The sequence below is a fragment of the Flavobacterium sediminilitoris genome, assembly GCF_023008245.1.
In the GTDB taxonomy this organism is placed as follows: domain Bacteria; phylum Bacteroidota; class Bacteroidia; order Flavobacteriales; family Flavobacteriaceae; genus Flavobacterium; species Flavobacterium sediminilitoris.
Window position 1 is genome coordinate 2,582,501 of sequence record NZ_CP090145.1, and the last position, 13,480, is coordinate 2,595,980.

Annotated in this window: 8 protein-coding genes, 2 tRNA genes and 2 rRNA genes; 8 read left to right on the top strand and 4 right to left on the bottom strand. The window is 35.5% G+C overall.

Going from position 1 to position 13,480, the window contains the following annotated elements; translation table 11 throughout:
• Positions 1 to 119 precede the first annotated feature (119 nt).
• The 3 genes from LXD69_RS11865 to LXD69_RS11875 all read left to right on the top strand — a co-directional run bounded on the left by LXD69_RS11865 (position 120) and on the right by LXD69_RS11875 (position 2,491).
• Positions 120 to 938: an SDR family NAD(P)-dependent oxidoreductase gene (locus tag LXD69_RS11865; RefSeq protein ID WP_045972426.1), complete on the top strand. Its 819-nt coding sequence runs from the start codon at positions 120 to 122 to the stop codon at positions 936 to 938.
• Between the two features lie 107 nt (positions 939 to 1,045).
• Positions 1,046 to 1,996 carry a phosphoribosylaminoimidazolesuccinocarboxamide synthase gene (locus tag LXD69_RS11870; RefSeq protein ID WP_045972428.1) on the top strand — a complete coding sequence of 317 codons (951 nt, stop codon included), beginning with the start codon at positions 1,046 to 1,048 and terminating at the stop codon, positions 1,994 to 1,996.
• Between the two features lie 105 nt (positions 1,997 to 2,101).
• Positions 2,102 to 2,491: an ankyrin repeat domain-containing protein gene (locus tag LXD69_RS11875; protein WP_246915583.1), complete on the top strand. Its 390-nt coding sequence runs from the start codon at positions 2,102 to 2,104 to the stop codon at positions 2,489 to 2,491.
• 98 nt (positions 2,492 to 2,589) lie between these two features.
• On the opposite strand, the gene LXD69_RS11880 is transcribed toward LXD69_RS11875, so the two are convergent.
• The 4 genes from LXD69_RS11880 to LXD69_RS11895 form a co-directional block, all read right to left on the bottom strand.
• A complete protein-coding gene (locus LXD69_RS11880) occupies positions 2,590 to 3,468 on the bottom strand; it encodes a hypothetical protein (RefSeq protein WP_246915584.1) in 879 nt (292 codons plus the stop codon).
• A gap of 41 nt (positions 3,469 to 3,509) precedes the next feature.
• Positions 3,510 to 4,379 carry a hypothetical protein gene (locus LXD69_RS11885; RefSeq protein ID WP_246915585.1) on the bottom strand — a complete coding sequence of 290 codons (870 nt, stop codon included), beginning with the start codon at positions 4,377 to 4,379 and terminating at the stop codon, positions 3,510 to 3,512.
• Between the two features lie 414 nt (positions 4,380 to 4,793).
• Positions 4,794 to 5,486, bottom strand: coding sequence for a hypothetical protein (locus LXD69_RS11890; RefSeq protein ID WP_045972434.1), 693 nt, complete (start codon positions 5,484 to 5,486; stop codon positions 4,794 to 4,796).
• Between the two features lie 423 nt (positions 5,487 to 5,909).
• On the bottom strand, positions 5,910 to 6,998 hold the full coding sequence (locus LXD69_RS11895; RefSeq protein WP_246915586.1) for a M42 family metallopeptidase: 1,089 nt from the start codon (positions 6,996 to 6,998) through the stop codon (positions 5,910 to 5,912).
• 85 nt (positions 6,999 to 7,083) lie between these two features.
• Between LXD69_RS11895 and LXD69_RS11900 the strand changes: the two genes are divergently transcribed.
• The 5 genes from LXD69_RS11900 to LXD69_RS11920 all read left to right on the top strand — a co-directional run bounded on the left by LXD69_RS11900 (position 7,084) and on the right by LXD69_RS11920 (position 13,466).
• Complete coding sequence (locus LXD69_RS11900; RefSeq protein ID WP_045972438.1) at positions 7,084 to 7,764, top strand: DUF4294 domain-containing protein; 681 nt, start codon at positions 7,084 to 7,086, stop codon at positions 7,762 to 7,764.
• Between the two features lie 865 nt (positions 7,765 to 8,629).
• Positions 8,630 to 10,147, top strand: a 16S ribosomal RNA gene (locus LXD69_RS11905).
• 86 nt (positions 10,148 to 10,233) lie between these two features.
• A tRNA-Ile gene (locus LXD69_RS11910) sits at positions 10,234 to 10,307 on the top strand.
• Positions 10,308 to 10,397: 90 nt separating this feature from the next.
• Positions 10,398 to 10,471 (top strand) — tRNA-Ala (locus tag LXD69_RS11915).
• Positions 10,472 to 10,590: 119 nt separating this feature from the next.
• A 23S ribosomal RNA gene (locus LXD69_RS11920) occupies positions 10,591 to 13,466 on the top strand.
• Together the 16S and 23S rRNA genes with 2 tRNA genes alongside form the textbook arrangement of a ribosomal RNA operon.
• Positions 13,467 to 13,480: the final 14 nt, after the last annotated feature.

The following is a 13,480-nucleotide window of genomic DNA, read 5'->3' on the forward strand; positions in this document are numbered from 1 at the left end:
GAATTGGTTATGTTAAGGATACTACTTATTTTTTATTTAGTATCCTTTTTTGTTTTTTGAGTATAACTTTGTTATTTACTTTTAAAAAACCTTTATTTGTAAAATAAAAGTTAAAAAGATTGAATACTATATTAATAACAGGAGCTTCTGGAGGATTAGGTAGGTTAACATCAAAATATTTTGCAGATAAAGGATGGAATGTAATTGCTACTATGGTTAATTTAGATTTAGCAGGAGATTTAGTCAATTATAAAAAAATTAAATGCTACAAATTAGATGTTACTTCATCAGAATGTATAGAAGAAGCAAAACAAAACATTTTAAGAGACTATAAAGTAATAGATGTAATTATAAATAATGCGGGATTAGGTTATAGAAGTTTTGTAGAGCTTTCAGAAGATTCAAAAATTGATACAATTGTTAATGTTAACTGGCTAGGAGTTGTAAAAGTATGTAGGGCTTTTATACCCATATTTAGAAAACAAAACCATGGACAGTTTATAAACATAACATCTATTGCAGGATTAGTAAATTTGCCATTAGGTAATTTTTATCACTCTACTAAACAAGCTGTTGAAAGTTTTTCAGAATGTATGTCTTATGAATTATTAGATTTTAATGTAAGTGTTTGTACTGTACAGTTTGGAAATGCACCAACCAATTTCCAGAAAAATGTAACTAAGTGTAGACAATCAGATATTCCTTCTTATAATAATATGATGGAAACAATAGATCAAATTTTAAATAAGAAAAACAATAAGAATAAAGATTTAACAAACTCTATTATTAGTAAATTATATTCAATTTCTGAGAATCCATCAAAAAGATATAAAAAATATACTATTGGTTTTGATGCTAATTTAATGCGATACTTGAGGAAATTTTTAGGATATAGATTATTTAATTTTGTTATTAAACAAGCTGTTTTAAAAAGTTGAATCCTTTTAAAAGCTCAAGATTAAATAAAATAGATTGAATCTTTTATAAAGTATGAAAAGTTAGTTCCTTTTATTTATTTTTGCACAAACAACAACACAACAAATTGATGAATACAATTACTTCGACCAATTTTAATTTTCCAGGTCAAAAATCCGTTTATAACGGAAAAGTGAGAGAAGTTTATAATATTGAAGATGAACTTCTTGTGATGATAGCAACAGATAGACTTTCTGCTTTTGATGTAGTAATGCCAAAAGGGATTCCATATAAAGGTCAGATTTTGAATCAAATTGCTACAAAATTCATGGAATTAACACAGGATATTGTACCGAATTGGTTAATTGCTACTCCAGATCCAAATGTTGCAGTAGGACATTTATGTGAACCATTTAAAGTAGAAATGGTAATTAGAGGTTATTTGGCAGGCCATGCAGCAAGAGAATATGCTTTAGGAAAAAGAACCCTTTGTGGTGTTACGCTTCCTGAGGGATTAAAAGAAAACGATAAGTTTCCAACTCCAATAATTACACCTTCAACAAAAGCAGATAATGGAGAACATGATGAAGATATTTCTCGTGAAGCAATTTTAGCAAATAAGATTGTTTCTGAAGAAGATTATATAGTTTTAGAACAATATACAAGAGCTTTATATCAAAGAGGAACTGAAATTGCAGCGTCACGAGGCTTAATTCTAGTAGATACAAAGTATGAATTTGGAAAAACGAAAGAAGGAAAGATTGTTTTAATCGATGAAATTCATACACCAGATTCTTCACGATATTTTTATGCAGATGGATATCAAGATCGTCAAGATAGAGGTGAAGCTCAAAAGCAATTGTCAAAAGAATTTGTTCGTCAATGGTTAATTACTAATGGTTTTCAAGGAAAAGAAGGTCAACAAATACCTGAGATGACAAATGAATATATTGCATCAGTGTCTGAACGCTATATAGAATTATTTGAAAATATTTTAGGAGAATCATTTGTGAAGGCAGATATTTCTAACATAAATGCAAGAATTGAAGAAAATGTATTAGCCTTTTTAAAAACGAGATAAAATAACCTTATTTTAAAGATACATTAACCACGCTTTGCGTGGTTTTTTTGTTCTTTGTAGTGAAATAATAAAACACAATTAAGTATTTATTTTAAAAAAGACATTATGAAAAAAGTAATCGGGTTATTAAGTTTTGCTTTTATTTTATCTGTAAATGTATCCAAAGCATCTAATATTGAGATGGATTTTGGGAAGAATGTTATTGAAGTGTATGATGATGTAACGCCACTTTGTAAAGCTATAAGTGATGGAGATGTAAATTTAGTTGAAAAAATAATAGAATACGGTATTGATTTAAATGGAACAACACACAGAGGAATGACTCCATTAATGTTTGCTGCAAGATATGATAATGTGGAAATTATTAAATTACTTGTTGAAAAAGGAGCAGATTTAAAAATAAAAGATAAAAATGGATTTGCAGCATTAGATCATGCTATAAGTAGTGGTGCTAAAAAAGCAGAACTTTTAATTCAAGAATTTTTAAAAAAATAAGAATTTAAAGTTATATTAAAGAAGGTTAGTTATAAAAAATAAATCCGAGTACTACTCGGATTTATTTTTTATAATTCTATTCTATTATTCGTTAGAGTCTATTTTTCTCCTAAATAAATAAAAACATTAGTTACAAGGCTTAAACGAGTTGAGTTTACAGTTGTATTTCCACCGCCACTATTCACAGTTGCAGTATGATTGTGATTACCACCTGCATTTATGTCTAATGTGTGATTATGATTACCATCAGTTCCTGTTGTATATGAGCTACTTGTATCATCTGCAATTGTGCCAGAATCACCTCTATTGTCGTAATTTGCATTAACAGTACTATTGCCACGATCTGTGTAAGAATGGGAATGATTTCCATTAGAGCTTGTAGTTCCAGTATGGTTATGATTACCTGTTGATGATGTAGTTCCTGTAAAATCGATATTTGGTAAATTAGCTTGACTTATTGAAATTATATTTGATCCAACAGAACTAGTTATGGTTTCTGAAGGAGTCTTTCCTTTTAAAACTTTATCCAAAGTATTAGGTAAATTAGTTGTCATACCTAAACTCTGAGCTACCATTTTTGCATTATCAGGTAGTGATGTTATAGATCTTCCGTCTAATAAATACCAGCCTTCAAAATCAGTTGTTTTAAGACTATAAGTTACATCTCCATAATCATTCTTACAAGTCATGCAAATCCAGCTATCATTGTTGTTTGACCAATAATAAAATCCTTCTGGCTTTAAACTAGATAATCCATCATTATATATTAAGGTACTTTCAGCTAAAGAAGTTCCATCTGGATTCACAATTGTTGTCTTATCTCCTATTGATGTAAGTGAAGCTCTAGGAATAAAAAGAGTTCCGTATGTATCATTTTTAACATCTAATGCTGCTTCAGGATTATTAGTTCCTACACCTATTTGTGCGTAGAAAAAATTAGACATTAATACAATTCTTAAATAAATATATTTTTTCATAGTCTCATTTTTTAAATTATGTATAGTATTTATGGCATAATTTACTCTCCTAAGTAAATGAAAACATTAGTTACTAAACTAAGTGGAGTTGTATCAATTGCAGTATTAGTACCACCGCTATTTACAGTTACAGTATGATTATGAGATCCAGCTGAGTTAATATTTAAACTATGACTATGGTTTCCGCTAGATCCTGTAGAATAAGATCCTGATGTATTATCAGCAACAGGGTTTATAGGTCCATATGAAGATGAATAAGCATTGGTGTTGTAAGTTGTGTTACCTCTGTCTGTATAACTATGTGAGTGGCTTCCATCAGTACTAGTAGTACCAGAGTGTGTGTGACTTCCACCTGTTGATGTAGTTCCTGTAAAATTTACATTTGGTAAATTAGATTGGCTTAATGTTACAGAATTTGCCCCAACAGTACTTGCTAAAGTTTCAGAAGTATTTTTTCCCTTAAGAACTTTATTAGTTGCGTCTGGTAAATTTGCTCCTAAACCTAATGCTGTTGCTATTGCTTGTGCATTCGTTGAAAGTGAAGACGTTGATCTTCCATCTAATAAATACCAACCGTTATGATCTGATGCTTTAAAACTATGTTTTAAGTTTCCATACTCTTTGCAGTTAATACAATTCCATTTATCATTTGACCAAAAATAAAATCCAGATGGTTTTAGACCAGACAACCCATCATTGTAAACAAGCGTGCTTTCTGCAATATTTCCTCCATTAGGATTGATAATAGTACTATTATCTGTATTTGAAGTTAAAGATGTTCGTACAATTAAAGTTCCATATGTATTACTTGTTACATCCAATGCAGCTTTTGGAGTTGTGGTTCCTATACCTACTTGTGCAACAGAAATAGAGCACAAGGAAATAAATAGATAACAGTAAAATTTTTTCATAATTAAAACTTTTTTGGTTAATAAACAGTTTTATTTTTTAGACTTACTAATTAGGTAATATAATGAGTGGCACGTATAACAAAGATTTGGAAGATATAATTTATTGATACTTATAACGTTAGTGCAAAAATACATTTTTTTTAACAAAGATTACATTAAAACTGTATTTTTTGTTAAAATTTATATTTTTAACATTGTTTAATAAATTATTCAGTACCTTGACCCTATTACTTTGTCTAAACTTTATTAAACAAATGTATTGTTAAATAATATCTTATATTGTGCTTAATACATATATACCCGTGTAGAATTTTATCTACAAAAAATGTATTAAAATCTAAAAGCCGAAGCTATTTTATTTATAGATTTTAATGTTGTTGTTTATAAACTAAAAAAGTTTTAATTATGAAAAAATTATAATACTTTTTCTATTGAAAAATTGGTTGATAGTGATGTTCCAGTAGATCCGTAGTTTTGATATTTTAATCTAGCATCACGAGTTGTGTTATTTTCGTAATCTGAAAATATTCTAAAACCATAAGAGTGATTAGAATGTAATTGAACATAATTTGTTATTCCATAACTTTCGTTTCTACCAAGACCTATTGAATTATTACTTTTATGTTTAAAAGTTCTTCTTAAAACCCATTGATTTGTAGTGAAATCCCAAAGTCCAATAAGAATGTCTAAATCATTTGTAGTACTAGAATAGTCTCCAATATCGAAATCCATTGAAATTTTATAATAACCATCTATAACAGGAGAATATCTACCTGATGAAGTATTATATTCATTTGAGACATCAATTAACTCATTTGATAAAATGATATCTCTAAAACTAGAATCTGTATTTAAAGAAATATCAGATGATAAAAAGCCTACAAAGCGTATTCCAGGAGCATTGTTATTTGTTGATGTGGTTACTAAAGTTCCATCTGGAAGTGCAGAAACCTGTGTTGTTCTTCCAGAAGAGTTAGAAAGGCCTCTTATTCTAATGTTTCCATTAACATCTAATTCTTCTGTTGGGGAAGTTGTCCCGATACCTACTTGTGCTATTGTTAATAAAGGTAGTAATACTAAAATGATAAGTACATTTTTTGAATTCATTTCTAAAAATTATAAAAAATTAATAATTCTAAAATCAAAAAAATAGTGGTTAACTAGACAGTTTGATTTTTTGCTTGTTGGGCAAATTTTAAATTATTAAATTGATATATTGTAAAGAAATCGATTAAGTACAGATATAATCGTTATATTATCTTAAAATATTGATTTTGAGTATAGAAAAACTGTAAAATTTCATAAAAATAAATGCTTTTTTAAAAATAATAGCATTGAAAATTAGGCAGTATGTAAATAATTGGTTAAATTAAACCCAGCTTTTTGTAAAATGTTCTACTCCATTTTTATGTAAAGAAACGGAGTAGAATTACTATTAAGTGATAGATGTTTTAGTCTGTGAAAGTAAAAAATAGTATAATAATTACTTTAGATGATTTTATCTTTAATTATATATAGTGAATAAGTTTTTTACTTAAAATATGAGAATGTTTCATTATTCTCAATTTTTAAAAGACTCTCGTAAATTAATTTAATAACATTTTCAACATCGTCTCTATGAACCATTTCTACGGTAGTATGCATATAACGAAGTGGTAAAGAAATTAAAGCGGAAGCAACACCACCATTACTATAAGCAAAAGCATCAGTATCAGTCCCTGTTACACGAGAAGAAGCATGTCTCTGAAATGGGATTTTATTAGCTTCAGCTGTTTCAACAATCATCTCTCGAAGATTATTTTGTGTTGCAGGAGCATAGGCAATAACTGGTCCTCGTCCCATTTTTAAATCTCCTTCGATCTTCTTATCTATCATTGGAGTAGTAGTGTCATGGCAAACATCAGTTACAATGGCTATATTTGGTTTTATAGTTTGTGTAATCATTTCTGCTCCGCGAAGACCTATTTCTTCTTGTACAGAATTAACAATATACAGACCAAAAGGTAGTTTTTTCTTATTTTCTTTTAATAAACGAGCAACTTCAGCAATCATAAAACCACCCATTCTATTATCAATTGCCCTACAAATAAATTTATTTTCATTTAATATTTCAAATGTATCAGGATAAGTAATAACACAACCTACATGGATTCCTAATTTTTCAACCTCTTCCTTTGTATCGCATCCGCAATCAATAAATATATTATCAATACGAGCAGGTTCTTCTTTCGATTTGTTGCGAGTATGAATTGCTGGCCAACCAAAGACTCCTTTTACAATCCCCTTTTTTGTATGAATATAAACTCTTTTAGATGGGGCAATCATATGATCACTACCACCATTTCTAATAACATAAATAAAACCATCATCTGAAATATAATTTACGTACCAAGCAATTTCATCTGCATGCCCTTCTATGACTACTTTGTATGGTGCTTCTGGATTAATTATTCCTACAGCAGTTCCATATGTATCGGTAATAAAGGTATCAACATATGGTTTTAAATAATCCATCCATATTTTTTGACCTTCAGCTTCATATCCAGTAGGAGATGAATTATTTAAGTAATTTTCTAAAAAAGTTAAAGAACTTTCTTTTAATATTGATTTTGTACTCATTATAATATAATTATTTTTTGCTAAATTATAAAAATGCTTTAAGACTTATCTATTATTTATTTATTTTTGAGTAGATTTTTACACTATGAAAAAAAATATCATCTACATATTATTCTTTTGCAGTCTTTTTGTAAATGCACAAGTACAAGATACATTAAAAATGACAGAACAAGATTCTTCACTTCTTTATTCAATAGAATTAAAAGAAGTAGTAGTATCAAAAGATGATGTTTCTGGTGTTGATCTAGAGAAACAGAAATTACTTATATTAAAGAGAAGAGTTTATAAAACATATCCATACGCAACAATGACATCTCAAAAATTAAAACAATTGAATGAGACTATGGATAAACTGAAAACAAATAAAGAAAAGAAAAAGTACTTTAAAATAGTAGAGAAATACCTTCAAGAAGAATTTGAGCCAAGATTAAAAAAACTATCAAGAAAAGATGGTCAGATTTTAGTAAAATTAATTTATAGACAAACAGGGCAAACAACATTTGATTTAATAAAGGATTATAAAAGCGGATGGAAAGCATTTTGGTCAAATAATACAGCGAAACTTTTTGATATTAATATTAAGGAGGATTATAAACCATTTGATGAATTAGAGGATTTTTATATAGAAAGTATTTTGATTACAGCGTTTCGTAATGGTAGTTTGCAAAATCAGTCACCAGCAAATGAAGTTGACATAAAGCAATTAGCGAAAGTATGGAGGGAAAAGGTTGAAAAAATGAAAGCAGAACGTTTGGATAATAAATAATACAATATATATAGGTATAGATATTTTAAATAAGAATAGCTTTTATTTTCTTTATATATATAGGAGATTAAGTTTGAGAGTAATTTGTTTGTGTGTGTATGGGATTTGTGTGTGTTAGTATATTTTTAGAGGTTTGGTTGTTGTGTTTAGGGTTGATTATTTTGTAAAGTTATGTAAAGGTTAAAAAAAGATTGTTTGTAAGTAATTGATTTTTAGGGATGATTAAAAAAGATTTAAAAATAGTTTAAAAAAGTCTTGTGGGAATGAAAAAAGTGTCTACTTTTGCACCCGCAATCAAGGCAAGTTCATATAAAGATTTTGAGAATATAACGGTAGTTATTTAGCTGATAAAAAAAGAAAAATTTTTTTCAAAAAAAGTTTGTCAGTTTCAAAAAAAGAGTTACTTTTGCACCCGCAAACAATTTCACTGAAATGCTTTAGAGATAAGGAGTGAGGTGATGAAGTTTAAGCGAAGTTCATGAGTGATTTTTTTGAGAGATAATGAAGGTTATAAGTTGACAAAAAAAAGAAAATTTTTTTCAAAAAAAGTTTGTCAGTTTCAAAATAAAGAATTACCTTTGCAGCCCGCTAAACAAGCGAAGTTCTGATACATATTGAGTAAGATTTTTTAGGGATTAATTTTAAGAAAAACTTTTAAAAAATATTTCAAAAAAAGCTTGCGAGATTAAAAAGAAGGTTGTAGTTTTGCAGCCGCTAAACGAGAGAATAGCGGAATAAAAAAGAATGACACGTTCATAGACATATTGGATTGACAGCATAACTTAAAGTGATTTAAGTTATAAAGTAAAAGAGAGTAAATTGAATTAGACTATACGTCAGCGATTATCGTACAAAATTAAAATATACGATGAAGAGTTTGATCCTGGCTCAGGATGAACGCTAGCGGCAGGCCTAACACATGCAAGTCGAGGGGTAGAGTTAGCTTGCTAACTTGAGACCGGCGCACGGGTGCGTAACGCGTATGCAATCTACCTTGTACAGAGGGATAGCCCAGAGAAATTTGGATTAATACCTCATAGTATTATCGGGAGGCATCTTCTGATTATTAAAGTTCCAACGGTACAAGATGAGCATGCGTCCCATTAGCTAGTTGGTATGGTAACGGCATACCAAGGCAATGATGGGTAGGGGTCCTGAGAGGGAGATCCCCCACACTGGTACTGAGACACGGACCAGACTCCTACGGGAGGCAGCAGTGAGGAATATTGGACAATGGGCGCAAGCCTGATCCAGCCATGCCGCGTGCAGGAAGACGGCCCTATGGGTTGTAAACTGCTTTTATACAGGAAGAAACACTGCTACGTGTAGCAGCTTGACGGTACTGTAGGAATAAGGATCGGCTAACTCCGTGCCAGCAGCCGCGGTAATACGGAGGATCCAAGCGTTATCCGGAATCATTGGGTTTAAAGGGTCCGTAGGCGGCCTTATAAGTCAGTGGTGAAATCTTCTAGCTCAACTAGGAAACTGCCATTGATACTGTAGGGCTTGAATGTTTAGGAAGTAACTAGAATATGTAGTGTAGCGGTGAAATGCTTAGATATTACATGGAATACCAATTGCGAAGGCAGGTTACTACTAAATGATTGACGCTGATGGACGAAAGCGTGGGTAGCGAACAGGATTAGATACCCTGGTAGTCCACGCCGTAAACGATGGATACTAGCTGTTCGGACTTCGGTTTGAGTGGCTAAGCGAAAGTGATAAGTATCCCACCTGGGGAGTACGCACGCAAGTGTGAAACTCAAAGGAATTGACGGGGGCCCGCACAAGCGGTGGAGCATGTGGTTTAATTCGATGATACGCGAGGAACCTTACCAGGGCTTAAATGGGAGACGACAGATTTGGAAACAGATTTTTCTTCGGACGTCTTTCAAGGTGCTGCATGGTTGTCGTCAGCTCGTGCCGTGAGGTGTCAGGTTAAGTCCTATAACGAGCGCAACCCCTGTCGTTAGTTGCCAGCGAGTAATGTCGGGAACTCTAACGAGACTGCCGGTGCAAACCGCGAGGAAGGTGGGGATGACGTCAAATCATCACGGCCCTTACGTCCTGGGCCACACACGTGCTACAATGGCCGGTACAGAGAGCAGCTACATGGTGACATGATGCGAATCTTCAAAACCGGTCTCAGTTCGGATCGGAGTCTGCAACTCGACTCCGTGAAGCTGGAATCGCTAGTAATCGGATATCAGCCATGATCCGGTGAATACGTTCCCGGGCCTTGTACACACCGCCCGTCAAGCCATGGAAGCTGGGGGTACCTGAAGTCGGTGACCGTAAGGAGCTGCCTAGGGTAAAACTGGTAACTGGGGCTAAGTCGTAACAAGGTAGCCGTACCGGAAGGTGCGGCTGGAACACCTCCTTTCTAGAGAAAAGATAAAGTTGTATGTATAAGAGATTGATTTTACTCTCGCTGTTAGTTCAAAAAACAATAAAAACTAAAGAAAACAGAGTCTCGTAGCTCAGCTGGTTAGAGTACTACACTGATAATGTAGGGGTCGGCAGTTCGAGTCTGCCCGGGACTACAATTTTCGAGTTTTTATAGGAAATTTTAGAGGTTGAGTAAGCCGTTTGAAGTCTGTTAACTGCAAACTGTTAACTATTGACTACTAAATGGGGGATTAGCTCAGCTGGCTAGAGCGCCTGCCTTGCACGCAGGAGGTCATCGGTTCGACTCCGATATTCTCCACGAATACTTTGTAAGAAAGTATAAAAGTTCATTGACATATTGAAAAAAGAAAATATAAAAATATAATAGAAAGCACAAATTTCGGGTGTTATATTCGTATAACATTTGAAAAACAAGTACAATAAGCAAAATAAGGGCGTATGGGGAATGCCTAGGCTCTCAGAGGCGATGAAGGACGTGATAAGCTGCGAAAAGCTACGGGGATTGGCACACACGAATTGATCCGTAGATATCCGAATGGGGCAACCCACTATGTTGAAGACATAGTACTCCGATAGGAGAGTAAACCCGCTGAACTGAAACATCTAAGTAGGCGGAGGAGAAGAAAACAAAAGTGATTCCGTAAGTAGTGGCGAGCGAACGCGGATTAGCCCAAACCAAAGTTGTTACGGCAATTTTGGGGTTGTAGGACTGCGACATTCTATGCGGATTGAATTAGAATAACCTGGAAAGGTTAACCAAAGAAGGTGATAGTCCTGTATAGGTAAGAGAAGATATAGATAGCAGTATCCTGAGTAGCGCGGGGCACGTGAAACCCTGTGTGAATCTGCCGGGACCATCCGGTAAGGCTAAATACTCCTGAGAGACCGATAGTGAACCAGTACCGTGAGGGAAAGGTGAAAAGAACCGTGAATAACGGAGTGAAATAGATCCTGAAACCATACGCTTACAAGCGGTCGGAGCCCTTTCGTGGGGTGACGGCGTGCCTTTTGCATAATGAGCCTACGAGTTACCGTTGCTGGCAAGGATAAGTACTTCAGGTATGGATCCGTAGCGAAAGCGAGTCTGAATAGGGCGCCATAGTCAGTAATGGTAGACGCGAAACCGTGTGATCTACCCATGGGCAGGATGAAGCTGTGGTAACACACAGTGGAGGTCCGAACCCGTTGACGTTGAAAAGTCTTGGGATGACCTGTGGGTAGGGGTGAAAGGCCAATCAAACTCGGAAATAGCTCGTACTCCCCGAAATGCATTTAGGTGCAGCGCTGAATTAGTTATATAGAGGTAGAGCTACTGATTGGATGCGGGGGTTTCACCACCTACCAATTCCTGACAAACTCCGAATGCTATATAATGATGCTCAGCAGTGAGGGCATGGGTGCTAAGGTCCATGTCCGAGAGGGAAAGAACCCAGACCATCAGCTAAGGTCCCCAAATGTATACTAAGTTGAAAAAACGCGGTTTGTCTGCTTAGACAGCTAGGATGTTGGCTTGGAAGCAGCCATTCATTTAAAGAGTGCGTAACAGCTCACTAGTCGAGCGGACGAGCATGGATAATAATCGGGCATAAGTATACTACCGAAGCTATGGACAGATTAATCTGTGGTAGGGGAGCATTCTAAACTGGGTTGAAGGTGATATGTGAGTATTGCTGGACTGTTTAGAAAAGAAAATGTAGGCATAAGTAACGATAATGCGGGCGAGAAACCCGCACACCGAAAAACTAAGGTTTCCTCAGCTATGCTAATCAGCTGAGGGTTAGTCGGGTCCTAAGGCGAACCCGAAAGGGACAGTCGATGGCCAACGGGTTAATATTCCCGTACTACTTATAATTGTGATGGAATGACGGAGTGATGAAAGCACCGCGAACTGACGGAATAGTTCGTTGAAGTACCTAACTATATTCTCTATAGGCAAATCCGTAGAGAATGGTGAAATACGATAGTACTCGGAGTCTTCGGACAAAGGGATAGTGTGCCTAAGGGCTTCCAAGAAAAGTTTCTAAACTTAGATTATAAGTACCCGTACCGTAAACCGACACAGGTAGTTGAGGAGAGAATCCTAAGGTGCTCGAGAGATTCATGGCTAAGGAATTAGGCAAAATAGACCTGTAACTTCGGGAGAAAGGTCGCCAGCAGCAATGCTGGCCGCAGTGAAAAGGTCCAGGCGACTGTTTATCAAAAACACAGGGCTCTGCAAAATCGTAAGATGAAGTATAGGGCCTGACACCTGCCCGGTGCTGGAAGGTTAAGAGGAGATGTTATCTTCGGAGAAGCATTGAATTGAAGCCCCAGTAAACGGCGGCCGTAACTATAACGGTCCTAAGGTAGCGAAATTCCTTGTCGGGTAAGTTCCGACCTGCACGAATGGTGTAACGATCTGGACACTGTCTCAGCCATGAGCTCGGTGAAATTGTAGTATCGGTGAAGATGCCGATTACCCGCAGTGGGACGAAAAGACCCTGTGCACCTTTACTATAGCTTAATATTGACCTTGGACACGTGATGTGTAGGATAGGTGGGAGACTTTGAAGTGGCGTCGCTAGGCGTTGTGGAGTCATTGTTGAAATACCACCCTTTGCTTGTCTGAGGCCTAACCCCGCTTAAGTGGGGGACATTGTTTGGTGGGTAGTTTGACTGGGGTGGTCGCCTCCAAAAGAGTAACGGAGGCTTCTAAAGGTTCCCTCAGCACGCTTGGTAACCGTGCGTAGAGTGCAATGGTATAAGGGAGCTTGACTGAGAGACATACAGGTCGATCAGGTACGAAAGTAGAGCATAGTGATCCGGTGGTTCCGCATGGAAGGGCCATCGCTCAAAGGATAAAAGGTACGCCGGGGATAACAGGCTGATCTCCCCCAAGAGCTCATATCGACGGGGGGGTTTGGCACCTCGATGTCGGCTCGTCACATCCTGGGGCTGGAGAAGGTCCCAAGGGTTGGGCTGTTCGCCCATTAAAGTGGCACGCGAGCTGGGTTCAGAACGTCGTGAGACAGTTCGGTCTCTATCTACTGTGGGCGTTAGAAATTTGAGTGGATCTGATTCTAGTACGAGAGGACCGAATTGGACAAACCTCTGGTGTATCTGTTGTTCCGCCAGGAGCACTGCAGAGTAGCTACGTTTGGAAGGGATAAGCGCTGAAAGCATATAAGCGCGAAACCCACCACAAGATGAGATTTCTTTTAAGGATCGTGGAAGATGACCACGTTGATAGGCTATAGATGTAAAGGCAGTAATGTCATAGTCGAGTAGTACTAATAATCCGTAAGCTTATGTACGCTTTTCCTGCGCC

Coding starts and splice junctions, on each gene's coding strand:
- LXD69_RS11900 (WP_045972438.1), top strand. CDS start 7,084: ATGAAAAAAAATATCATCTACATATTATTCTTTTGCAGTCTTTTTGTA.
- LXD69_RS11885 (WP_246915585.1), bottom strand. CDS start 4,379: ATGAAAAAATTTTACTGTTATCTATTTATTTCCTTGTGCTCTATTTCT.
- LXD69_RS11870 (WP_045972428.1), top strand. CDS start 1,046: ATGAATACAATTACTTCGACCAATTTTAATTTTCCAGGTCAAAAATCC.
- LXD69_RS11875 (WP_246915583.1), top strand. CDS start 2,102: ATGAAAAAAGTAATCGGGTTATTAAGTTTTGCTTTTATTTTATCTGTA.
- LXD69_RS11880 (WP_246915584.1), bottom strand. CDS start 3,468: ATGAAAAAATATATTTATTTAAGAATTGTATTAATGTCTAATTTTTTC.
- LXD69_RS11895 (WP_246915586.1), bottom strand. CDS start 6,998: ATGAGTACAAAATCAATATTAAAAGAAAGTTCTTTAACTTTTTTAGAA.
- LXD69_RS11890 (WP_045972434.1), bottom strand. CDS start 5,486: ATGAATTCAAAAAATGTACTTATCATTTTAGTATTACTACCTTTATTA.